Source organism: Synechococcus sp. R55.2 (assembly GCF_047462075.1).
In the GTDB taxonomy this organism is placed as follows: domain Bacteria; phylum Cyanobacteriota; class Cyanobacteriia; order Thermostichales; family Thermostichaceae; genus Thermostichus.
Genome location: NZ_JANSIH010000150.1, coordinates 1 through 22,954 on the forward strand (window position 1 = coordinate 1; position 22,954 = coordinate 22,954).

Annotated in this window: 16 protein-coding genes; 7 read left to right on the plus strand and 9 right to left on the minus strand. The window is 60.3% G+C overall.

The genetic code is table 11. The features are described 5' to 3' along the window. Positions 1-78: 78 nt before the first annotated feature. Both thrC and NW838_RS05415 read right to left on the minus strand, forming a co-directional pair. The gene (gene thrC / locus NW838_RS05410; protein WP_414355507.1) at positions 79-1,158 is read right to left on the minus strand and encodes a threonine synthase; all 1,080 of its coding nucleotides are present in this window, start codon (positions 1,156-1,158) and stop codon (positions 79-81) included. 149 nt (positions 1,159-1,307) lie between these two features. Then, entirely contained in the window at positions 1,308-2,954 is a 1,647-nt protein-coding gene (locus tag NW838_RS05415) for an isochorismate synthase (RefSeq protein ID WP_414355473.1), read from the minus strand. Between the two features lie 346 nt (positions 2,955-3,300). Between NW838_RS05415 and menA the strand changes: the two genes are divergently transcribed. The 4 genes from menA (at position 3,301) to NW838_RS05435 (ending at position 10,877) form a co-directional block, all read left to right on the plus strand. Beyond that, the gene (gene menA, locus NW838_RS05420) at positions 3,301-4,167 is read left to right on the plus strand and encodes a 2-carboxy-1,4-naphthoquinone phytyltransferase (RefSeq protein ID WP_414427658.1); all 867 of its coding nucleotides are present in this window, start codon (positions 3,301-3,303) and stop codon (positions 4,165-4,167) included. A gap of 154 nt (positions 4,168-4,321) precedes the next feature. Beyond that, entirely contained in the window at positions 4,322-6,175 is a 1,854-nt protein-coding gene (locus NW838_RS05425) for an LptA/OstA family protein (RefSeq protein WP_414427651.1), read from the plus strand. Positions 6,176-6,252: 77 nt separating this feature from the next. Then, positions 6,253-7,431, plus strand: a complete 1,179-nt coding sequence (locus tag NW838_RS05430) for an LptF/LptG family permease (RefSeq protein WP_414427652.1) — start codon at positions 6,253-6,255, stop codon at positions 7,429-7,431. After that, on the plus strand, positions 7,413-10,877 hold the full coding sequence (locus NW838_RS05435; RefSeq protein WP_414427653.1) for a hypothetical protein: 3,465 nt from the start codon (positions 7,413-7,415) through the stop codon (positions 10,875-10,877). Before NW838_RS05430 ends, NW838_RS05435 begins: the two co-directional genes overlap by 19 nt. 44 nt (positions 10,878-10,921) lie before the next feature. On the opposite strand, the gene NW838_RS05440 is transcribed toward NW838_RS05435, so the two are convergent. The 3 genes from NW838_RS05440 to NW838_RS05450 all read right to left on the minus strand — a co-directional run bounded on the left by NW838_RS05440 (position 10,922) and on the right by NW838_RS05450 (position 15,031). Beyond that, on the minus strand, positions 10,922-12,553 hold the full coding sequence (locus NW838_RS05440; RefSeq protein ID WP_414355477.1) for an alpha-D-glucose phosphate-specific phosphoglucomutase: 1,632 nt from the start codon (positions 12,551-12,553) through the stop codon (positions 10,922-10,924). Between the two features lie 155 nt (positions 12,554-12,708). Then, positions 12,709-13,995 (minus strand): organoarsenical effux MFS transporter ArsJ, encoded by a 1,287-nt coding sequence (arsJ, locus tag NW838_RS05445; protein ID WP_414355478.1) that lies wholly within the window; start codon positions 13,993-13,995, stop codon positions 12,709-12,711. A gap of 25 nt (positions 13,996-14,020) precedes the next feature. Beyond that, the gene (locus NW838_RS05450; protein WP_414355479.1) at positions 14,021-15,031 is read right to left on the minus strand and encodes an ArsJ-associated glyceraldehyde-3-phosphate dehydrogenase; all 1,011 of its coding nucleotides are present in this window, start codon (positions 15,029-15,031) and stop codon (positions 14,021-14,023) included. A gap of 608 nt (positions 15,032-15,639) precedes the next feature. Between NW838_RS05450 and NW838_RS05455 the strand changes: the two genes are divergently transcribed. Together NW838_RS05455 and NW838_RS05460 are read left to right on the plus strand one after the other, a co-directional pair. Beyond that, on the plus strand, positions 15,640-16,278 hold the full coding sequence (locus tag NW838_RS05455) for a DUF2232 domain-containing protein (protein ID WP_414427654.1): 639 nt from the start codon (positions 15,640-15,642) through the stop codon (positions 16,276-16,278). A 242-nt stretch (positions 16,279-16,520) separates the two neighbouring features. After that, positions 16,521-16,760, plus strand: coding sequence for a DNA-directed RNA polymerase subunit omega (locus tag NW838_RS05460; RefSeq protein ID WP_011433877.1), 240 nt, complete (start codon positions 16,521-16,523; stop codon positions 16,758-16,760). A 96-nt stretch (positions 16,761-16,856) separates the two neighbouring features. On the opposite strand, the gene NW838_RS05465 is transcribed toward NW838_RS05460, so the two are convergent. The 4 genes from NW838_RS05465 to coaBC form a co-directional block, all read right to left on the minus strand. Then, positions 16,857-18,707, minus strand: a complete 1,851-nt coding sequence (locus NW838_RS05465) for a mechanosensitive ion channel family protein (protein ID WP_414427655.1) — start codon at positions 18,705-18,707, stop codon at positions 16,857-16,859. A gap of 39 nt (positions 18,708-18,746) precedes the next feature. Beyond that, the gene (gene cax, locus NW838_RS05470; protein WP_414427659.1) at positions 18,747-19,865 is read right to left on the minus strand and encodes a calcium/proton exchanger; all 1,119 of its coding nucleotides are present in this window, start codon (positions 19,863-19,865) and stop codon (positions 18,747-18,749) included. A gap of 210 nt (positions 19,866-20,075) precedes the next feature. After that, on the minus strand, positions 20,076-20,846 hold the full coding sequence (locus tag NW838_RS05475) for a hypothetical protein (RefSeq protein WP_414355482.1): 771 nt from the start codon (positions 20,844-20,846) through the stop codon (positions 20,076-20,078). Between the two features lie 68 nt (positions 20,847-20,914). After that, positions 20,915-22,144, minus strand: a complete 1,230-nt coding sequence (gene coaBC / locus NW838_RS05480; RefSeq protein WP_414427660.1) for a bifunctional phosphopantothenoylcysteine decarboxylase/phosphopantothenate--cysteine ligase CoaBC — start codon at positions 22,142-22,144, stop codon at positions 20,915-20,917. A gap of 327 nt (positions 22,145-22,471) precedes the next feature. Here coaBC and NW838_RS05485 point away from each other — a divergent pair, with 327 nt between their 5' ends. Continuing rightward, positions 22,472-22,840 (plus strand): AbrB family transcriptional regulator, encoded by a 369-nt coding sequence (locus NW838_RS05485; RefSeq protein ID WP_011432615.1) that lies wholly within the window; start codon positions 22,472-22,474, stop codon positions 22,838-22,840. Positions 22,841-22,954 lie beyond the last annotated feature (114 nt).

The window sequence follows — 22,954 nt, forward strand, 5'->3', positions numbered from 1 at the left end:
CCTCCCGACACTGACCCTACGGGTACAGTGCGGGGCTCCTGCGATTTCTAGCTGACCCTAACCAGCGGGCGGTTTCTGCTAGAAACCCATCAGACGAGCAACAGCGGACAGCTCAGGGACAACGCCGGTGTGGATGGGGGTGGATCCCTGGTGGGTAGCCGTGTCGGGATCCTTGAGGCCATGGCCCGTCAGCACACACACCACCTGTGCCCCGGCAGGCACCTGCTCTCGCCATTTCAGCAATCCTGCCACCGAGGCTGCACTGGCCGGCTCGCAAAAGATCCCTTCCTCTGCGGCCAGGAGACGATAGGCCGCCAGAATTTCCTCATCGGTGACGCTATCCACCTGGCCGCCGCTCACCTGCACTGCCGCCTTGGCCTTCACCCAACTGGCAGGGTTGCCGATGCGAATGGCTGTGGCCACCGTCTCTGGGTGTTCCACCACCCGGTTTAACACCATGGGAGCAGCACCGGCAGCCTCGAAGCCGTAGAGACGAGGGCGACGGGTAGCCTTGCCCTGCTGGCGATACTGGCAAAACCCCATCCAGTAGGCGGTGATGTTGCCCGCGTTGCCCACCGGGATACAGAGCCAATCGGGGGCATCCCCCAAAGCATCCACCACCTCGAAGGCGGCGGTTTTTTGCCCTTCTAAGCGGAAGCGGTTAACCGAGTTCACCAAAGCCACTGGGTAGGTTTCCGCCAGTTGCCGCACCATGGCCAGCGCTTGGTCGAAGTTGCCCTGAATGGCGATGATCTCCGCCCCATACATCAGGGTTTGGGCCAGTTTGCCCTTGGCCACATAGCCATCTGGGATCAGCACATAGGCCCGCAGACCCCCTTTGGCTGCAAAGGCAGCGGCAGCCGCCGAGGTGTTGCCGGTACTGGCGCAGATCACGGCCTCTGCTCCGGCCTCTTTGGCCTTGGACACCGCCATCGTCATACCCCGATCCTTAAAACTACCGGTGGGGTTGAGGCCCTCCAGCTTCAGGTAAACTTGGCAGTCTCGCCCCAGCCGTTGGCTCAAAGCCGGGGAAGGCACCAGAGGCGTGTTGCCCTCATGTAGCGTGACCACAGGTGTGCTGGCGCTGACGGGGAGCCATTCCCGATAGTGCTGGATCAGGCCGGGCCAAAGCCCCACTTGCGCGCGGGATCCGGCCATACGAGGGGGATGGGTGGGATTTAGGGTCGCCATGCCGCAGAGAACACCGAGGCCAATCTAAAGACCAGCTTTCTCACTGTAGCGGTTCGTGGAGCGGTTCGTATCAACCTCGCGCAGTGGCGGCAGAAACACCCTCTCGATCCCCTCTCTCAGAGGCTTGGGAGCGGGAGAGCCGCAGGGCGTAGGGCCAGAGCCTGCACCAGAGAGCGCAGCTTCAGACGAATCTCGGCCAGCTCCTGCTCTGGGTTGGAGTCGGCCACAATCCCGGCACCGGCATACAGACGGGCTCGATCCCCCCGAATCAGGGCGGAGCGGATCCCCACCACAAACTCGCCATTGCCCTGTAAATCTACCCAGCCCAAAGGAGCAGCATAGCTAGAGCGATCAAAGGGTTCCAACCGCTCCAGCCACTGCAGCGCCGCCTGCTGGGGATACCCTCCCACTGCCGCCGTCGGGTGGAGCTGGGCCAGCAGGTCGAACAGATGCACATCGGCGGGGAGCTCGGCCTCGATCAAAGTTTGCAGATGCTGGATGTTGGCCAAACGGAGCAGCCGAGGCTGAGGGGAAATGCAGGGATCCATCCCCAACCGACCCAGAGCCTCCTGGATCGAGCGCACCACCCACTCATGTTCTCGGCGGTCTTTGGCGCTGCAAAGCAACCTCTCGGCCAGCACCTGATCCTGGTGGCTGGTGGCTCCACGGGCTGCAGAGCCGGCTAAGGCATCGATCTGTGCCCGACCTTGCCACACAGAGAGCAGGCGCTCCGGAGTGGCCCCCAAGAAAACCTGGGGAGAGATCCCCTCTTGGGTCAGAGGGAGAGGACTGGCCGGCGAACTCCCCCGCCTGTCTGCCCCCAGGGACTCCGTCCGAGTAGCGCGAGCGGCGAAGGCAAAGATGCTGCAATCGGGATGATGCTTTTCCAGATAAGCCAGCAGAGGCGGGATCGATGGCGAGGCAGGCAAGTGCAGATCCACAGCCTCTGCCAGCACCACCTTTTCTAAGAATCCCGCCCGAATCGCCTGCAGGGCTTTTTGGATGCGCCCCAAGAGGGCAGCTTCCTCCACCTCCACCGGCACGGGAGCTTGCAATTCCCACAAGGGCAAGGGGGATCGAGAAAGGCGCTCCATTTGGGCAAAAAAGGCGGTGATCTGCCCGGCCAAAGCTGCTAGGTCACTTTCGGGAGCAATTTCCAGATTGAGCCGCGCTACCGTCAGGGATCCCCAGGAGTCTGGCACCTGCAACAGTTGCCAACGTGGCAGCACCAGCGCTGCCCCCCCTTTGCTCCTGGGGCTGAAACTGAGGCGACAGAAACACAGAGGGCGTTCCTGCCGGCTGCCTGGGGATCCCCCCACCTCAGAGGGCTCCATTCTGCCGACGCAAGCGGTATGGACATGGGGCTGCAGCTCTTCCACAAAAATCCGCGCCGCCTGCAAGCCCCCTTCTCCCGAGAGATCGACCCGCCGCAGGGATCCCCACCCCAGCACCCGCACCCTTTCCCCGCGGGCCTTGTGGGAGAAATAACAGTAGCTCGGGAATCGGTTCGTGGGGAGAGAACCCAGCTTCTGGGCCAGCACCGCCAGCGGATCCAGCTCTGGGATGGGCTGGGACAAGCTGAGGATTTGGGGCACGCCCCGCGCCCGCGCCATCTGTTGGCAGGCGGTTAGGAAGGGATCCCAGTGGCGCCGATCCCTCGCCTCGTCCGTCCAGGTAGAAGTGCGAGTCGGCGGCCATGCTCTCGGCCACTCCAGGCACTCAAGCGTACCGTGGGCATTCCAAGGGGAAAGAGAAGAGGTCATGCGCAAGAAAAAGAAGACGATCCCACCTTGGCCGAAAACAGGACACCTGTCGATGGAGACCGGCAGAAGATGACTTTAGGATAAGAGATTAGGAGAAGGGCCGGCAGCCTGAGCTTCTGGGGGCCAGATCTGAGGAGCTTCTTCACGGACTGCAAAGTTTCTTAGCATCCTGGGGGATGCTTTCTCAGGCGCTCTACCCTACAGAGCAGATGGTTGTAGACAGATCCAGAGACAGGCCCCAGAGCAGGCTTGCTCCCCAAGGAGAATTCGCATGCATCCAGATGTCAGCCAAGTGCAGCCAGCAGCAGAGGCCGCATGGAGCAGCCGCTCTCGCCGGCAATTGTGGATGGCTGCCCTTAAGCCCCCCATGTACAGCGTGGCGATCATGCCCATCTGGGTGGGATCCGCCATTGCCTATGCCCAGTCAGGGGTACTGGATTTGGGGGTTTTGGGGGTGTTTTGGGGAGCTGCCATCTGCATCTTGGCCTGGGTCAACATCAGCAACGACGTGTTCGATGCCCAGACAGGGGTGGACAAAAACAAACTCCACTCCCTGGTTAACCTGACGGGCAAGCCGGGGCAGGTGTTTTGGGTGGGGAATGCCTTTTTGGCCCTGGGTCTGCTGGGGATCCTGTGGCTGAGCTGGCGGCAATCGGATCCCACGGTGCTGCTGTTGGTGCTGGTGGCCTGTGGGCTGGGCTATGCCTACCAAGGGCCGCCCCTGCGCCTGGGCTACCAGGGCCTGGGGGAGATCCTCTGCTTTTTCAGCTTTGGGCCGCTGGCGGTCTCGGCTGCCCACTACAGCCAAAGCCAGACCTGGTCGCTGCCGGGGTTGGCAGCCTCACTGGTGGTGGGGATGGCGACCAGCTTGATCTTGTTTTGTTCCCATTTCCATCAAGTGCAGGATGACCTAGCCTGCGGCAAGCGCTCGCCGGTGGCCCGCCTGGGGACTTTGCGCTCGGCTCGCCTCATCCCCTGGCTCTGCGGCAGCCTTTTTGGCCTGATGCTGCTGTTTGTGGGGCTGGGGATCTTTCCGGCTTGGACCCTGCTGAGTTTGGCGGGGATCCCGTTTGCGGTGCGGCTCTCCCGCCTGCTGGGGGCTTACCATGACCAGCCGCAGCGGATTAGCCATTCCAAGTTCATTGCCGTCGGCCTCCACTTTTGGCTGGGGCTGTTTCTGGGGCTAGGGTTCATCCTCAGCCGCTATGGCTGAAGGCTGAAAAGTCGGCTTAAGGCTAGGTGTGCGCGGGATCCCTCCGGTGCAGCCGGCAAAATGAGATAAGCTACAGCCTAGTGCGCTAGGTCAGAGCATGGCCTCTGAGGTGAGTCATCGGTTCGGGTCGAGGTGAGGCGGCAGCAAGAATAGGATGGGGCGATTCTTCAATTCCAACCTGGGAGTGGCGCTGTTGGGGAGCAGCATCTTGGCTGCTTTGGTGGGCTGGGCCTTGTCGATCGACATCGAGGAAGTGAAGGTGGAGTCTCCTTCCCCCGATCAGCCCCTCTCGGTCAGCCGCAGGGTAGACATCTTGGGTCGTCGGGGAGGCCATCAGCGTTGGCGGTTGATTGCCGAGCAGGTGGATCTGGCAGCCGGGCAACAGGTATTTGAGCAGGGGGCGCACGGCTACTTCTACGGAGAAAGCGCCGACCGACAGGAAGGGGTGCCGGATCCCTTTTTTGATAGCAGCGAGCAGATGACTTGGCGGGCCAAGCGAGCCCGCTACAATGCCACCGCCGATGAGCTGTATTTGGATGAGGAGGTGGAGGTGAGGAGCGGCGACGGCAGCCTGCTCTTGACCAGCGCCCTGAGAGTCACCCCCGAAGAACGCATCGAGGTGCCCGCGGAGTTCACCCTCAAAGGCCGGGAAATGGTGTTGCAGGGCCGCTCTGGCTCGTTTAACTTTCAATTTGCCCTTCTCAGCGCTCAGCAGGGCAAGCTGGTGGTGCTGCGCACCGACAGCCCGGCAGCCGCCCCCCCGACCGATCCCGCCAGCGCTTCCCAGTGGGTGGCCAGTGCTGCAGCGGATCCCGCTTCCATCACCATCACCGCCGACCAGATCACCTACGACCGCACCCAACAAGTGGCTCAGGGGAAAGGGAACCTGCGCATTCGCGAACGTGGCATCGAAATTCGCGCTCCCCAGGGCACCTACCTGCGGCAACAGGCCCAAAGCATTCTCTCCGGCGGCGTGGTGTTACAGGAGGTGGCCGGCGACAGCAGCCGGGATCCCTTGTTGGCCGATCTGCGCTTGGCCCAGGCTTCCCCCGGCCCGGAGGCGACCCCAGACCAACAGGATCAAGAAGTCACCATCATTGCCGACCGCCTCACCTACGACCGCAACACGCAAATTGCCCAAGGGGAAGGCAACCTGGAGATCCAGCAGGGGGAAACCATCATCCGGTCGGCCCAGGGCACCTACCGCCGCCGCGAATCCCAAAGTTTGTTGACCGGAGGGGTCACCCTGGAAGAGCCCGGACGGGTGCTCACCTCAGCCCGCCTAGAGGGCAACCACCGCGACAAGATCTTCTTCTTTGAAGAGAACGTCCTTTACCGGCAGATGGCTGCCTCTACCCCCACGCCCGGCGGGGGATCCCTGACGGAAGAACTGCGCCAAGCCGAAACCGAAGTGCGGGCTGCCCGCCTGGTTTACAACTCCCGCACCGGTACTTCCGAGTTTAGCGATGCCGTCCAGTTCATCCAGCGGGGGCGCAGGGCCAAGGCCAACCAGGCCACCATCACCCCTGAGAAAGTGGAGCTGCGGGGAGAGGTGGTGATCGAGCAGATCGAAGGGGAGTGGCTGGCGCGGCGCTTGCAAAACTCAGAGACCCAGGCGGATGTGGATCAGCCGACGGTGATCTACGCCGACCGGGTGGAGATCGACCAAGCCAGCGGCGATGCCCGCTTCTTTGGCAATGTGGTTATTGTGCAGGCCAACCGCGCCATCGAAGGGGATCGCGCCGATTACTTTGACCGAGAACAAATTTTCAAAATCAGCGCCGAACAGGCTCCTGTGGTGCTCTGCGATCGGGGAGAGGTCGGCCGCCTTCCCGGGGAGAGCACCCAAGCTCTGCCGGGCCGCAACGCGCTGGATCAGATGTGCCGGGGCGCCAATCGCCTCAGTGGCAAGCTGGTTACCCTGAACATAAAACAAGATGAATACACCGTCGAAGGGGACGGGCAACAGCAGGGCATGTTTCAGTTTCGCATCACCGACGCCCTCTGATGGGATCCCCCCTCGGGGAGCCATCTGTGGTTTTTGATCGTCCAGGTTTGGCTGAGGTTGTGATCCGAGGTGATGTCATGACGGCTCCACTCGCCGAGGGCAAACTGCGCAGAACCCCTGCTCAAGCGGGCAGCTTTTGGGGATCCCTGAAATTGGGGGCTGCCTTTTTGGAGTTTTATCTCTTCAAAGAGATGATTCGCCCCTTCTTTCTGGGAGTGGCCGGGGGGACGGTGCTGATGCTGGGCAACCAGCTCTTTATCTACGCCGATCTGCTGGTGAAAAAGGGCGCCCCTCCCCTGACCATTTTGCACATTCTCCTCCTCAATTTGCCCGCCATTTTGGTGGTCACCTTTCCCATTGCCGGCCTCTTTGCCACCTTGCTCACCCTGGGCAAAATGGGAGCCGACAGCGAGATCACCGCCCTGCGTGCTGCCGGGATCCCTTACCGCAAGGTGTTTATCCCCGTGCTCTGTATTGGCCTGCTGATCAGCGGCTTGGCGCTGTTGACCAATGAAGTGATTGTGCCGGAAACCAACCAAAAGGTGAAAATCCTGAACAAGAACCTCATCTTGGCTCAAGATGCTCTTTTGTTTAATCCAGAAGAGATCGTGCGGGTGGATGATGATCTCTGGTTTCATGTCGGATCGATTGACCCGAAGACCGGCTTGATGCAGGATTTGTTGATCCTGGATCGCAAAGCTGAGACCGGCCACCTGCGCTATCCGCAGGTGATCTCCGCTCAAACCGCGCAGCAGGTGGGCCAATCGTGGCAACTGCGAGATGTGGTGATCCGCCGTTATGACGAGCAGGGGCGCACCTACTATGAAGGCCAGGTAGAAGAAATGGAGTTAAACATCGTCAACAAACTGGTGGGCCTGGTGTACGCGGAAAAAGTGCCCCAAGAGCAACGGGCGGGGGAGCTGTGGGAGCAGTGCCAGCGATATCGAGCGGAGCAACGTCCTTCTGCCGATGTGGCTCGCTGCCTGACGGAATACCACCTCAAGTTCGCCATTCCTTTGGCCAGCTTTTTCGCCATCTTGGTGGCTGCCCCCTTGGGCCTGCAAACGGTGCGGCAAACGGGGCGCTACGGCGGCGTGGCGCTAGCGATTGTTCTGGTGTTTATTTACTATGTACTGATGAGCCTGGGACGAGCGATGGGTCGAGTTGAGCACATCGATCCCTGGCTGGCTGCCTGGTTGCCGAATATGATTTTCGGTGGGGTAGGCCTTTCTTTACTGTGGCGGTTTTTACGGTGAAATCCTGCAACTTCCCCCCTGACTTCAGCCCTTGGGCAAAGTGGTTGGCTCTTTGCTGGGGCGGCTCCCTGTGGTTGGGGACGGGGGAGGCCGTCTTCGCCCAGTTGGACCCCCTGCCCACTGTTGGCGTCGGCGGGACGGAGTTCTCTCTGGAGGGCTACCAGCGCTTTCGGTCAGCGCAAACACTTGCTCAGCGCCTGCAACTGGCCCGCCGGGCTTCCAGCCCAGAACCGATGGCTGCCGCCGATGAGGAGCCCATCACCTTGGCCGAGGCGCAATCTTCTCTGCCTGCTACAGCCTTGACTGCGGCAACCCCACCCCCTACGGCCCCGGTTTCAGACTTTGGATCCCCTCCCCTTGCCAACTCTCCTGAAAAGCCCCTCACGCCAGAAGAACTGAACCGACAGCGGCTACAACGGCTGTTGGCCGAAGGGGCAGCAGCCCATGCTCGGCGACAGGCGCAGCAGGCCCAGGCAACACCTTCTCCCCAACCCCCTTCACCGGCGACGCCCACCGCGGCAGTTCCCAGCCTGAACTCCCTTCGGCTTTCCCAGCCCATGACTTCTCAGGCTGAAGCCCTGCAGGTGGAAGAGCAACCCTGGCTGCGCCCCACCAAGGACTCCGTCCCGCTAACGCGATCGGAATCCAATGGCGAAAACCGGGCTATGGCCCAACTGCAAGGTGGAGCCGGTTCAGAGGCAAGGTTAAATCGGATCCCAGCTTCGACGGTTCCTCCCTTGATCTCCCAAGCCGGTGGGAGCTTGGATTTGGGCGGTGTCCTGTTGGCAGAGGCCACCCCTGGGTCGGGGCTGACGGGATCCCCCATGGCCACTCAAAGGGGCAGGGAAGCCTTTGTCCCCACTGCGGGCTCACCCCTGGCTCCTCAACTGCTGGAGCAGTTCCCCCTTTTGCGGGATCTGGGCACCGGGGCAGATGCCGTCTCGGCGACAGGGAACGTTAGCCAGGGATCCCAAATCCGCCAGCAGCTCTCGGCCACCGCGCAGCGGCAAATTCCCCTTGACCCGGATCAAATCAACGTGAGTGGGGATGTGCTCAGCTACATCGCCGAACAAGACCTGGGCATTGCCGAGGGGAACGCCTTGATCCAACTGGCTGACGGCACCCGCATCACCGGCGACCGGCTGCTGTTTTATCGGCGGGAGCGACGCCTGCGCAGCGAGGGCCCTTTTCGCATGGAGCAGCCCCCTGGCCCCCAAGGGCGCGGGATCCGGCAAATCGAAGGGCGAAATTTGGATCTGGATATCCCCGGTCGCACCGCCCAATTTGAGAGCTCGCTGGTCATTCTGCCGGGGGAGGAGCCGGGCACCAAGGTTTTTGTGCGCAGCCAAGAGACCACCGCCATTTTGGGGGATCAGATCTTTTTCGAGAAAGCCACCGTCACCACCTCGCCAGAGCCACCCATCACCCACTACGTGCAAGGGGATCGGGTGGAGGTGTTTCCCGATGACCGGGTGATCGTCTACGACGCCCGCGTGTTTGCCGGCGGCGAGCTGACAGAAGCAGGGGATCTGCGGGCGGGCCTTCAGATCGCCTATTTCCCCCTGTTCATCTACAGCCTGCGAGATCACCAATGGGTGCTGCCGGGGCGCAGCGAGACAGAGGGGGTGTTTGTCAAATCCAGTTGGGCCTACCGCTTCGACGAATACAACTTCGGCGGCCTGCGGCTGGATGCCATCCAGAAAAAAGGGGTGGGCATTGGTTTCTTGCATGACTACATCCTGCCCATCCCGGACAGCGTCAACTACGGGCGAGCCCAGTTTTACTTGGTTACCGAAGCCGACCAACAGCGCTTCTCCAGCCGTTTCCGCATCGACCACAACTTCGACTTTTACGCTGCCAACCTCTTTGGGCAGGAAGGCCAACTGCGGGGGCAGCTCAACCTCAACCTGGACAACACCTACCGTCCTGCCGGCGGGCGCAACGACAACGCCGATCTGCGTCTCAACGCCACCTTTCAGGGGGATCTCTCCACCACCACCCTCAACATCAGCCGCACCGGATCCCAGGAGCGGGGCATCTACAGCTTCCCCCTCACCCTCAGCCACACTCAGCGCTACGGGGGCGTGCACTGGCTGCAATCGGATCTGCGCTTGGACTACAACCAGCGGGTGAGCGTCAAAGATGGCCCCGACTTTGCCGATGCGCGGTTGACGCTGGGCACTCAACTGACCCCACCCGGTTGGGGAGGTACCTATCGCCTGGCCTACCGTGCCTACAGCAGTTCCAATGGCGACAACGAGCCGCGTCGCAACTTCGAGCTGGCCTTTAACCCCGACCTCATTCGCATCACGCCCGATATTGCCCTCAGCAGCGCCCTCACCCTGACTCAAGAGCAACAGCCGGATCAAGAGGTGGGGGCAGGTCTCCACTTTTTCAATCGCTACGAGCTGCGCTCCAGCCTCCAGTTCAACGATATTCAACCGGCTCCCTGGATCACCTTCATGCCGGGTTCTATCGATTACACCCAAGTCCTCTACTCCACTCCTGACCAGGAGTCTACCGTCAGCCTCAACCCTCGCCTCAGTCTCAGACCTGCCGACTGGAATACCATCGACCTGCGCTACAGCCGCACCTTCTACGGCAACAATTCTGTGCCCTTCCAAACCCTCTCCACCAGCCCTAAAGATGTGGATCGCATCAATGCCAACATCAGCTTCTTTACGCCCCGCGATCCCCTACCCGATGTGCCCCCAGGCTACATTGCCTTTGAAGATGACCTGCCCGGCGAGCTGCCGATAGCCCTGACCTTCCCCGACGATACCCCGGAGGATTTGGCAGCGATTGCCTCCCGCAACTTGCAGGAGCTGCAGGCAGAGGTGAAAAACCTGGTGCGCCTGGACACCAGCCTTGGCTACGACTTCATCACCCAGAAGTGGGATACCCTCAACGCCAACTTCACCTGGAACACCGCTCCCGATCTGTTCAACATTCAGTTGCAGACGGCCTACGACCTCAACGAAGGGCAGTTGCAACCGATCCGTCTGGAATATTGGGGGCGCAGCAGCACCACGTTTAACCGGGATCAACGCTCCGGCCTGGAGGTGTATGAACCAGGGATCAGCTATGCGCTGCAGGCGGTTTACGATCCCCGGTTGGGCCAGATCTCTACCTATGGTCTGGAGCTGGATGCCACCCTCGGCACGCGATGGCAAAATCACTGGCGGCTGCGCTTGGGCCTGACGGAAGAAGGGATCCGCCGCGTGGAAGTCCGCCGCGACCTGCGGGATTTTGAGCTGCGCCTGGCCTACGATCCGGTAGCCGAGTCGCTGCGCCTGGAAGGGATTCTGGTGGCCTTTCCCAGTCGCCCGGTGGGCCTCACCCAAGAGCGGGGAGATTTTCAACTGACCTCTCCCATCACCTCTCCTATCGGCACCTTTTTGCTCCGCGACGCCGACGCGACCGGCTGGGATGGCCTCAGGCCCTGATCCCCGCTTCCCTGGGAAGGCTCCCTGTCCACTGTTGCGACGGGCTAGGTGATGACGTCTGGCTGCTGCCGACCGGTGCGGGCGCGAATCTGGGCAAGGTGATCGGCCAGTTGAATCTGTTCGGCCAAGGCCACTTGGGGATCCAGGCCATGCCGGGCGGGATCCAGCTCCAATCGCTCCAGGTACACCCGCAGGGTGGCTCCGTGGGTGCCGGTTCCAGAAAGCCGGTAGATGATGCGGGATCCATCCTCAAAGCCAATGCGGATCCCTTGGTGGCTGGTGGTGCTGCCGTCCACGGGATCGGTGTAGCTGAAGTCATCGGCATAAGCCACTGTGTGGGATCCCAAGCGCTGGCCCACCCACCCAGGCAGGGAGCGTCGCAAGTCTTCCATCAGCGCCTCGGCCACCTCCACCGGCAGTCCCTCGTAGTCGTGACGGGAGTAGACGTTGCGCCCATAGGTGCGCCAGTGCTCTTCCACGATCTGCCGCACCGGCTGCCGTCGAGCGGCCAAAATGTTCAGCCAAAACAGGACGGCCCAGAGCCCGTCTTTTTCCCGGATGTGGTGAGATCCGGTGCCGAAGCTCTCTTCCCCGCAGAGGGTGACCTTGCCGGCATCCAGCAGGTTGCCGAAGAATTTCCAGCCGGTGGGGGTCTCGTAGCAAGGGATCCCCAGCTTGGCCGCCACCCGATCCGCTGCCTGGCTGGTGGGCATGGAGCGGGCAATTCCCGCCAGACCTTCTCGGTAGCCGGGTACCAGGTGGGCATTGGCAGCCAAGACTGCCAAGCTGTCGCTGGGGGTCACGTAAAATTGGCGGCCCAGGATCAGATTGCGATCCCCATCCCCATCGGAAGCGGCACCAAAGTCCGGCCCATCTTCCCGAAACAACAGTTCCACCAACGAGCGGGCATGCACCAGGTTAGGATCCGGGTGTCCGCCGCCAAAATCCGGCAGGGGCTGCCCGTTGAGCACACTGCCCTCTGGCGCTCCCAGGGATCCCTGGAAAATGGCGTGGGCATAGGGGCCGGTGACGGCGTGCATGGCGTCGAAGGCAATGCGGATCCCAGAGGCCAGGTAGTCGCGGATGGCCTCGAAATCGAACAGACGCTGCATCAGGCTCAAGTAATCGGCCACCGGGTCGATGACGGACACCGTGAGGGACCCCAGCCGTTGCTCGCCCAAGCGATCCAGATCGACATCGGGAGCTTCCCAGATGCGGTACTCCTGGATCCGCTGGGTGCGGGCGTAAATGGCCTCAGTCACCTTCTCCGGGGCAGGGCCGCCGTTGCCGATGTTGTACTTAATGCCAAAATCCCCCTGGGGGCCACCGGGGTTGTGGCTGGCAGAGAAGATGATCCCCCCGTAGGCGCCGTACTTGCGGATGAGACAGGAGACCGCCGGCGTGGAGAGGATCCCTCCTTGGCCCACCAGGACTCGCCCGATGCCGTTGGCCGCCGCCATCTTGAGCAGGATCTGAATGGCCTCGCGGTTGTAGTAGCGGCCATCTCCCCCCACCACCAGGGTTTGGCCGGCGGATCCCTCTAGGACATCAAAAATGGATTGGACGAAGTTTTCCAGGTAGTGGGGCTGCTGAAACACCGATACCGGCTTGCGCAGGCCAGAGGTGCCGGGTCTCTGGCCAGGGAAGGGCGTCGTGGGAACAATGCGCAGGCTCATAGGCTGCCGGAAAAGCTGCTTGCTCCTCTACTATCTCATCGTTGGGCCTCTTGTTTGGGCTGAGTTGCATCGGCAGCGCAGACTTCTTTCCCTGCCCATCCATGTGTGGATTGGGTTGAGCGGACTGCATCATCTCGGCTGGTAGCCCTCCATCTTCAATCCCCTGGCTTAACCACCCACTCCACCGGGGTTTTGCTCGGATCCGGCAATTTCAACGAGAACAGCCCCGCCGCCAAGATCAAGAGGGTGGAAAACCAAAGACAGCCCTCCAATCCGTAGAACTGGAAGAGGATCCCAGAAGTTACCGTCCCCAACAGCCGCCCGCCGGAATTAGCCATGTAATAAAAGCCCACATTGAGGGCTACGTCGTCGTCTTCCGTGTAGGCCAGCACCAGGTAGGAATGCACCGCCGAATTGAAGGCAAAGACGATCCCGAACAGGATCAAGCCGCCGGTGATCACCAGCTCCGGTGCCAGCCCGGCCATGAAGGCTGTGGCAATGATCGCCGGCACCGCCGTCAGCACGAAGGTCCAAATCTGGATGGTGCGGGCCTTGGGAGCACGGCCAGGGCGACCCCCACCCAGCAGTTGCGGCGCTACAAACTGAATGAACCCATAGCCAATCACCCAGATGGCCATGTAACTGCCCACCTGCATAAAAGTCCAGCCCAGCTCGTCGTAGAGAAACACCGGCAGGGCCACCACAAACCACACATCCCGCGACCCAAACAGGAAAAAGCGGGCCGCCGAGAGGATGTTGATCTCTCTGCTCTTGGAAAACAGCCGCTTGAAGGGGATCTTGGCCTTGATTTTGCCCATGTCTGCAGGCAGCAGCGCCCCCGAACAGAAGATCAAAGCCAACGCCCCCGCCTGGACAAAGTTGGCCATGCGGAAGCCCATGGGATCCCCGTAGATTTCGGTGAAGATCTGCAGCAGGGCCGCTCCCACAAAGAACCCCACCCCCTTGAGGGCGTTTTTGGATCCCGTGAGCATAGCCACCCAACGAAACAGGCGGGATTCCGCTTCTTTGGGCACCACCAGGCGGATGGCGCTTTTGGAGCTCATCTTGGTGAGATCTTTGGCGATCCCGGCCAGAGCTTGGGCGGTCATCACGTAGGCCACCTGACCCCAGACCGGCCACTGCATGTTCAACACGCCCAGCATCACCAAACCGAAGATCTGGATGGCAATGCCGCCATAGAGGGTCAGCCGCAGGCCAAACAGGGATCCAATCCAGCCGCCCAGGAAGTTGGTAATCACCCCGAAGATCTCGTAGAAGAGAAACAGCATGGCAATTTGGATCGGGGTAAAGCCCAACTTGTGGAAGTGCAGCAGCACCAACATGCGGATGGCGCCATCGGTGATGGTGAACCCCCAATAGGCCGCTGTAACCAGGGCGTAGTTGCGAACCGCAGAGGCTTGAGCCGTCGAAACAGAAGTCATGGGCAGGTCTCCAAGGGAGATGTTTCTATAGACTGCGGGCCACTTTGCGGGCCAGTTCCGCCATGCGGTTGGCGTAGCCCCATTCGTTGTCGTACCAGGCCAGGATCTTCACCTGGGTACCATCCACCACCATCGTCGAGGGCGCATCCACAATGCTGGAACGGGGATCCCCTTTGAAATCCACCGAGACCAGGGGCAGCTCCTCGTAGCCGAGGATCCCCTTGAGTTCGCCCTCGGCTGCAGTTTTTAAGAGGTGATTGACTTCTTCCACGGTGGTGGGCCGCCTGACTTCGAACACGGCATCGGTTAGGGAAGCGTTCAAGAGAGGAACACGCACCGCAATGCCGTTTAATTTGCCGTTGAGTTCGGGGTAAATCAGACCAATGGCCGTAGCAGAGCCGGTGGTGGTGGGCACCAAAGACAGCAGAGCGGAGCGGGCCCGCCGCAGATCTTTGTGGGGGGCATCCACCATGGTTTGGGTATTGGTGACGTCATGGATGGTGGTGATCACCCCGTGAACAATGCCGATTCCCTCGTGGATGACCTTCACCAAGGGAGCCAGACAGTTGGTGGTGCAGGAAGCCGCCGTGAGCAAATGGTGCCGGGCCGGGTCGTACAGGTGATCGTTGACGCCCATAACAATGTTGAGGGCCTCTTCGTCCTTGACAGGGGCAGCCACAATCACCTTGCGCACCCCCGCTTTGAAGTAGGCATCCAGCTCCGCTGCCTTGACAAATTTGCCCGAGCATTCCAGCACTAGCTCGATCCCCAACTCTGCCCAGGGCACTTCACCGGGGGATTTGTGTTCGCTGAAGGTGAGGGTTTTCTCTTGGATGCGCAGCCGGTTATCGGATCCCTCAATGTCGATAGCCCAGCGGCCCTGCACCGAGTCAAACTTCAACAGGTGGGCCGCCGTCGCAGCTCCCCCTTTGATCTCGTTGATGTGGGCGAATTCCAGCTCTTCCCAGCCCCAAGCAGCCCGCAAAACCAGCCGTCCGATGCGGCCAAAACCGTTGATGCCCACCCGCACTGCCATAGCATTGACCCTAGACTTGTCCAGAAGGGATCCCGCTCTCTCAGGGCAAATCCCGCCTCGACTTTATCAGAACGCCCTAGTCGTTTCAAGACAAGTTGATGGGTAGGGTCAGGAGAGACTGGCCGATGGGGGTCGGTTCACGGTTGGCCTTGGGAAATGTTGCCGAATGTCCTGAAATCCAAAAGGGATCCGCTGAGGCAGCCCCAATCGACAACAGGGCCTATCCTGTAGCCGATTTGCAGTCCAGATCTACACCTCTGGGCAACAATTCGCCCAACCCGGCAACCGGTGGCGTGACATACTCCCATCGCTGACCCTACGGGTAAAGCGTGGGCTTCTCGCTTCATCGGGGAGCCTACGCAAGAACCCTCCACGAGCAGACACGGAATGCCCTACCGCGTAGTTGCACCAGATTCCGGCAAAAGCCGTTTTGTGCAAGTACTCCCATCATACACCATGTGGGGGTATCTGTATCCCGACACTGACTCTACGAGTACAGTGCGGGGCTTAGCTACCCCCACACCCCGACAAGCTAAGCTGGGAAAAGTTGTGCTTTTCTGGATGTGCCCCCGCCGCCTCAGCCTTCTGTGCAGGATGACTTTCCTCCCTTGCCTCCCCCCCCTTCCCGTTCTCCGGCCTTGAGGGTGGTGGAAACGGCTTTTTTGGCCAGTACCGCGGCCTTGATCTGGATCCTGAGCTACACGCCGCTGGCCCCCTTTATACGTCTGTTTTTCCCCATTCCGGTGGCGCTGGCGGTGATGCGCTGGGATCCCCGCACAGGGGCAATGGCCCTGGCAGTCTCCGGCCTGTTGCTGACGGTGCTGATAGGGCCCACGCGCAGCATTCTCTATGTCATTCCCTATGGTCTGCTGGGCTATTGGTGTGCCCGCCTGTGGCAGCAGCGTCTTTCCTGGTACGTCTCGGTGGTGAGCGGGGCTGTGCTCAGCGCCCTGGGCTTGATCTTTCAGTTGGTGCTTTCCTCCCTACTGGTGGGGGAAAACCTCTGGATCTACGTAACCATTCAACTTACCGGCCTAACCAACTGGCTCCTGGATGTGTCCCTCAGCCGATGGGGCGTCTACTGGGTGGCAGAACCCTGGATGGTTCAGGTGGTGGTGGTGGGATTTATTGCCTTCAATTCCCTCATCTACGTATTCACGGTGCATTTGGCGGCCGCCCTGGTGATGGAGCACTTTCGTTGCCCGCTGCCACCCCCGCCGAAGTGGGTACAGTTTTTGCTGGATTAGCAGCCCCTGTGAGTTGTACAAGAGCAGAGCAAGCTGCTCTACAAATGAGTTCTTGACAAATCTTGACAAATGAGTTCTTGGCAAAAGTCCCACCCTATTGCCATGCAACGCTACAGGAATGCAAGAACTGGAAGGTTCTCTGCTACGATCGCGGTAGCGGGACGGAGTCCTTTCGCGTTAGCGGGACGGAGTCTCGTTGGGATCCTGGTGGCAACAAGATATCAAGATTTAAGACTGCGATTATGGCTTCCCGCAAGAATCAACTGGCTATTGACAATGACGAGCTGATGCGTCGGGTAGAGGCTCTGATCAACGCTTCCAAAAATCGCTATCGCATCACGGTACAGGTGGCCAACCGCGCCAAGCGCCGCCGCTACGAGGATCCGGATGATATAGAAGATGGCTGGATGAAGCCAATCCGCCGCGCTGTCATCGAAATGTCGGATGAACTGACTGAGCCGGAAATCATCGGCGATGAGTAGTCACTAGACTTGCGGCCTGCTGGCGCGACCGCCCTGTTGAAACTGCTAGCCGGCTGAGCGGCTAAGGGTAGAAGCTTTCGGCAGCCGCCTATTTTGTCAATTTGTCAAGTCGTTTGCAACGGGATCCCTTTCCCGCAGGCGAGCCTCGAGCCGCGATTCCATCAGGTGCAGCAAGCGGTGGGTCTCCTCTGGGCTGAGACCCTGGATGCGCATCTCCAAGGGGCTGTGGAACCAGAGGGTCTGCTGCGGGAAAGGAATCTGGATCCCTGCTTGGTCGAAGGCGTGCTTGAGGCGACGGCGGTATTCCCGCGCCACCCTCCACTGCTGCAGAGGCTGCACCTTGATCCAAATGCGCAGCGTGATCCCCCGCTCCCCCAGATCATCGACACCGTGCATTTCGGGGGGCTCGAGGATTTTTTCCCGCCAAGCTGGCTCCCGGTACATCTGCAGAGCCACCTGCTCGGTGATGCGTATTGCCTGTTCCAGATCGTTTTCATAGGCGATCACAATCCCCAGATCCACCCGTGACCAGCCGTTGGAGAGGTTCTCCACCACCCGGATGGCACTGTTGGGGATAGAGATCAAGCTGCCTTCGGTGTTGCGCAACTGGGTTAGCCGCAGATCCATGTGTTCCACAAGGCCGCCCCGCCCGTCCACCACGATCACATCCCCTTCGGCAAATTGATCTTCGATCAAAATCAACAGCCCATTGATCACGTCCTTAATCAGATCCTGAGCAGCCAGGGAAATCCCCAGCCCAATAAAGCCTAGGCTGGCCACTAAGGGGCCAATATTGACCCCCACCGAGGCCAGGCCAGCCAGGGATCCAAGCAAAACCAGGGTAGTGGCTGCAGCTCCTTTAGAGACGCTGGCAAAGGTGCTGAGGCGTTTGCTGAGGCGATAGGTGGGGGCATTTTGCTCTTGGCGCAGGGCAGCAAAGAGGTTATCCAGTACCAGTCCACTCAGCCAGACACTGCCATAGGTGGCCAGACCCACCCCTACCAACCGCAACAGAGGGCCGCGCAGGGAAACCAGGAAAAACCTTTGCAGGGGTCGCGTTTGCGGGAAAAGGCCCAAGCTCACCCCAACTCCGCCCACCCACAGGCCAATTTGCACCAGGCGCAGCAGGCGAATTTGCAGCTCCAAGTAGGATTCCTGCCGTTTGCGTCCGGCCTGTTGTTCGACCAAGACGGGATCCACGCCCGGCTGCTCTTCCCCCGCTAGGCGCTCCTGAATCTCTGCTTGGATGGCCTGGTATTCCGTCTGCAGGGCATCGCGTTTTTGCTGCAGCCGTCGCCGTTTTCGCTGGCAGAGCTGGCTCAGGCTCCCTACCACAGCCAGGATGCCGAGGGCAATCACCGCTTGGCGGCGCAAAAATTGAGGCTGCCGCTCCCGTTGCGAAGTGCGCAGCGCTTCCTCAACAATGCCGGCTACCTGCTCAGCCCAGTCCATGGGTTGGGCGCCCTGGAATTGAGCATCGAGGGAGGTGATGGTTAGCAAATGTCGCCCATTCACCCGGATAACAGGCTGGTTGGTCTGGCCGTCCAGGGTGACTTCAACCTGCAGCGCCTCTGGATCGAATCCGGCGCTGGCCAACTGGTGCAGGGTTTGTTCAATGGAGCGCACCCGCTGCGACACCGGAGGCAGGCTGCCGGGATCCCCCTGCGGTGCGGTAACCACGAACAAACGCCGCCCATCCAGCGTCACGGCCTCCGCCTGGATAGAAGAGGTGGGGAGGCTAAGCGCTTGCCGCAGCTCTTCTAGGGCATCCAAACGGTTGAGCAAAGGCAGGTTGGGGGCGGTGCCGTTGTTTTCAGCAGTTTCCTGCCCCCATGCGGGCCCGCTTATGGGGGATAGGGCAAGAGATGCACTGAAAAGGAGAGGCCAAAACAGGGATCCCGTTTTCCCCGGCTTCGGCTTGTCTACCGATCGCAGTTTGTGCAGCATGAGCCGTTCGCGTCAGCGGTGCGAAGCACTTGAACAACCTCACTCCAGAAAGAAGAAGGCAATCCCAAGGATGGCGTAGGTGGCCAAGAGCAGTAGCCCTTCCAGCCAGTTGGATCGCCCATCGCTGCTAACGGAATTGATCAGCAGCACCGAGACGGCAATGGCCACCAACTCTACCATGCCGAAGTTGAAGTTCATGGGCTGATGCAGCACATCCCCGGCCAGCACCAGCAGAGGTGCCACAAACAGGGCAATTTGCATCGTCGAGCCCAGCGCCACCGAGAAGGAGAGATCCATCTTGTCTTTCATGGCCACCGTGATCGCCGTCGCATGCTCTGCCGCGTTGCCGATGATCGGCAACAAAATCACCCCCATAAACAGCGGCGTCATGTGAAAGTGTTCCAGCGTATCCTCTAGAGTGCTCACCAACAGTTCCGACTCCAGCGCCACCAACACCGTCAACCCCAAGAGGGCCAGCACCCAAAACCCCAAACCGGCCCGCTCAGGTGGAGCCGTCAGCACTTGGGGAATGGATCCCTCCGCCTGCAAAACCGGATTGAGGGCCAGGCGACTGGCCGCCTCATCTTCTGCGGCTTCCGCTTCGTGAAGGGTGTAGAGGTAGCTGTGGGTTTTGAGGGAAAACAGCAAAGTAAGACCGTAAACCCCGATCAGCACCAGGGCTACCGCCGTGGATAGCTCTTGGATGGAGATCTCCCCCAAGTTGGCATCGGCATAGGTGACCACGCTGGGCAAGATCAAGGCCACCACCGCCAGGTTCATCACCGAGGCATTCATGCGGGCCACCTCGGGTCGAAAGCTCTGCTCCCGAAACTTGATCCCGCCCAAAAACATGGCCAAGCCGGCCACCAGGAGCAGGTTACTGATGATCGCGCCGGTGATGGAGGCTTTCACCACATCCACCAACCCCGCCCGCAGTGCCACCAAGCCGATGATCAACTCCGCTGCATTGCCAAAGGTGGCGTTGATCAGCCCCCCGACTGTCGGCCCTGTCAAGGCCGCGATCTCTTCCGTGGCCTGACCCATAAACTTCGCCAAGGCCACCACCGCCAAAGCCGCACAGAGGAAAACCAGGTTGGGATCCCAGCCCCGGAAGTGCCCCACCCAAGATAGGGGAACCCCCAACAGCAGCAGGAACATTATGCTGTTCAGACCTCTCTGCCAACCTGCCGCAGAGCGATCCGGCGAAACCAAAGGATTTGCGTTAGCCAGGGTCATGGTTCACAAGGGGAGAAAAGGTAGCGACGATGGAGGCTGTTTGGGTTTCGGGGAGCCAGATCCCCCATGGCCAGGAGTGACCATCTCCAAGAGTCTAACGGCTGCGAGGGGAGGTTGGATAGGTGCTGCTGGCTAGAGGGAGATAACCCGGTTGCGCTGCAACTGCCGGGCGATCTCGGCTCCCAATTGATCGGACAGATGCTGGGGATCGGCGATTTTCAAAAAACTGCTGCCCTCTACCTCAAAGGGAAAGGATCCCTCGATGCCGTCGCGGGGGAGTTGTACCAGCAGCAATTGTTCGGGGCGCTTCGATTGCAGGGCATAGCCCAACTCCAGACAGACCTGGGGGCTGGGCAGGGGACGCCCCCGGCCATTCACCTGCACAGGGGTCACATCGGCCACCACCAGCAGCGCGTGCTTGAGCTTGCGAATCAAGGCCGCATCGATGAGCGGGGTCTCAGCCTCAGCGGGAAGGGATCCCTGCAGCTGCAGGGGCACGACCGGTCTGTGGTCGCGATTGAGAGCCTCCACCACGGCTTGCAATGCCCGGTACAGAGTGGCGCTGGAGTTGGGGTAATCCGATTGGCCGCAGAAGTAGATGACGGGCTCGGTCATGTTCAGAGTGGCCCGCTTATTAAAGTAGATCTCGCGGCTAATTAAATCGAGGTTGGAGATGCTGTAGGCGCCGCTGCCTTCGATGTAAAACTCCACCAGCTCTCCTTCCAGGTAGCGCTGCCACCATACGGAAGCCTTCACCTGCTCCACATCGTCGAGAAAGTCGGCCCGCATCGCCGTTTTCAAGAGGCCGGTACGGCTTAGGCGCAGGTCGGGGGCCCTCTGTTGGACTTGAGAAGCAGACAACACCGAATCCAAATACCAGGCTTTCAGGACGATGATCGCCATGGGATCCCTCTGCGCTTAGCCTCAAAGGTACCTGATCTTTGGCAAGATCGTTAGTCTTGGTGTCGAAGTCAGCCCAACTCCAAGTGCAGGGCCAGATCCAGCAGTCGGTGGGCCAGGGTTGACTTGGTCGCCAATGGGATCCGTTCTGGGTTTCCCTGCTGGGGGATCCAATAGCCTTGGTTGTGGCTGCTGCCAAAGCCGCTATCCGGTTGGTCGATGGGGTTGGCCACAATAGCATCCAGGCCCTTCTGGCGGAGCTTCTCTCTGGCCGGTGGCAAGGGATCCCCACTTTGGGCGGCAAAGCCGATGAGGCGCTGGCCAGGGCGTTTGTTGCGGGCCAGGGCTGCCACCAGGTCAGGGATCGGCTCCAACGGCAACATCTGGGGTAGATCGGCTTTGGGCAGCTTCCCCGCGTAAACCTGAGAGGGGCGCACATCCCCCACAGCAGCAGCCATCCACAAGAGATCCGCCTGGGGAAATTCCGCCTGCAAAGCCGCCTCCAGTTGGGCTGCCGTCTCCACCGGAATGGCCCGAATGGCGAAGGGCGCTGGATCAAAGGGGATCCCCAACGGCCCATGGACCAGCGTCACTGTCGCCCCCCGGCAGGCTGCCGCCACCGCCAGCGCCACTCCCATCCGACCACTGGCCGGGTTGCCGATAAAACGCACCGCGTCGATGGGCTCCCGTGTCCCCCCCGCCGTCACCAACACCCGCTTGCCTTGCCAATCTTTTTTCCCCGCTGTCCAGAGCAAAGCCCGCACATACTCCTGCAGGGCCTCCGGCTCCAACATGCGCCCTTCCCCCACCGCATCACAGGCCAGGCGGCCACTGGCCGTCGGCAAGGCCCAAAAACGGGGATCCTGGTGTAGCCGCTGCCAATTCTCGGCTACCTTCTCTGCCTTCCACATCTGCGTATTCATAGCCGGTGCCACCGCCACCGGACACCGGGAAGCCAAAACCACATTGGTGAGCAAGTTATCCGCCAGCCCATGAGCCAACTTGCCCAAGGTGTTGGCCGACAAGGGTGCAATGAGGAGAGCCTCCGCCCATTCCCCCAACTCGATGTGCAGCGGTCGTCCTCGTGTTGCTTGCCAAAAGGCGGCATCGGTGAAAGCCGGTTGGCGAGACAAGGTGGCAAAAGCCAAAGGAGAAATAAAATGTTCCGCAGCTTTTGTCAAAACCACCTTGATCTCTGCTCCCTGCTGCGCCAGAGCAGACACCAAAGCTGCCGTTTTGTAGGCAGCAATCCCCCCACTCACCCCAATGAGGAGACGCCGCCCTGACCAAAAGGGATCCATATTGAGTGACACGCAAACAGCCTTGTTTCCAGTTTCCCTGCTTTTGCTCAATTCCGGCGGCAAAGCGGGGATCCCTCGCCCAAAGATACTTTTGACCCTGTCGAGAATAGGGCCTGAGAGCCTATCATTCCCCATTTCAGCCAAAGTCTCCCCCATAGGTTCTGGCCTTCAGAGGGAATTCCCCACTGCTGTTTTGCGCAACCAGCCCTCAGATCCCATTGCAGTCGCTCACTCATTCCCTCTAATTAAGAAGAGTTGGATCAAACTCTATTGCAATCGCTGTTTGTTTCTGGCTACACTAACAGTTGTCCCTAAAACCATCTCGATATGGCTACAACCAGTAAACCAAAACCACTCACTGGCCAAGAGCTCCTCGACAAGGTAACTTCAATGGGAAATGCGGATCGCAAGGAAAAAGCTCGCGCCTGTGGTTATGTCACCTACACCAAGAATGGTCAGGAGCGAGTGAATCTGATGCAGTTTAACAACGCCCTGTTGAAGGCCGTTGGCGTGGATCTCGGCGCTAGTGACGAAAATGGATCCCGTGGCCGCGCTCCTACCTTCCGGGTTTCGGTTCATAAGAATGGCAACCTCCTGATTGGAGCTGCCTACACCAAGAAGATGGGCCTCAAGCCCGGAGATGAGTTCGAGATCAAGCTGGGCCACCATAACATCAAGCTGGAGCGGGTCAACTGATTTGCTGTCTCCCTGGATGCTTTTCCCTGCTGGTGAGTTCATCTCAGCTTGGGTAAAGCCTTTGGTATTCCTTTCGGCCTCTAGGGGCTTGGGAGCAGCGACCTCTTCCCTTCG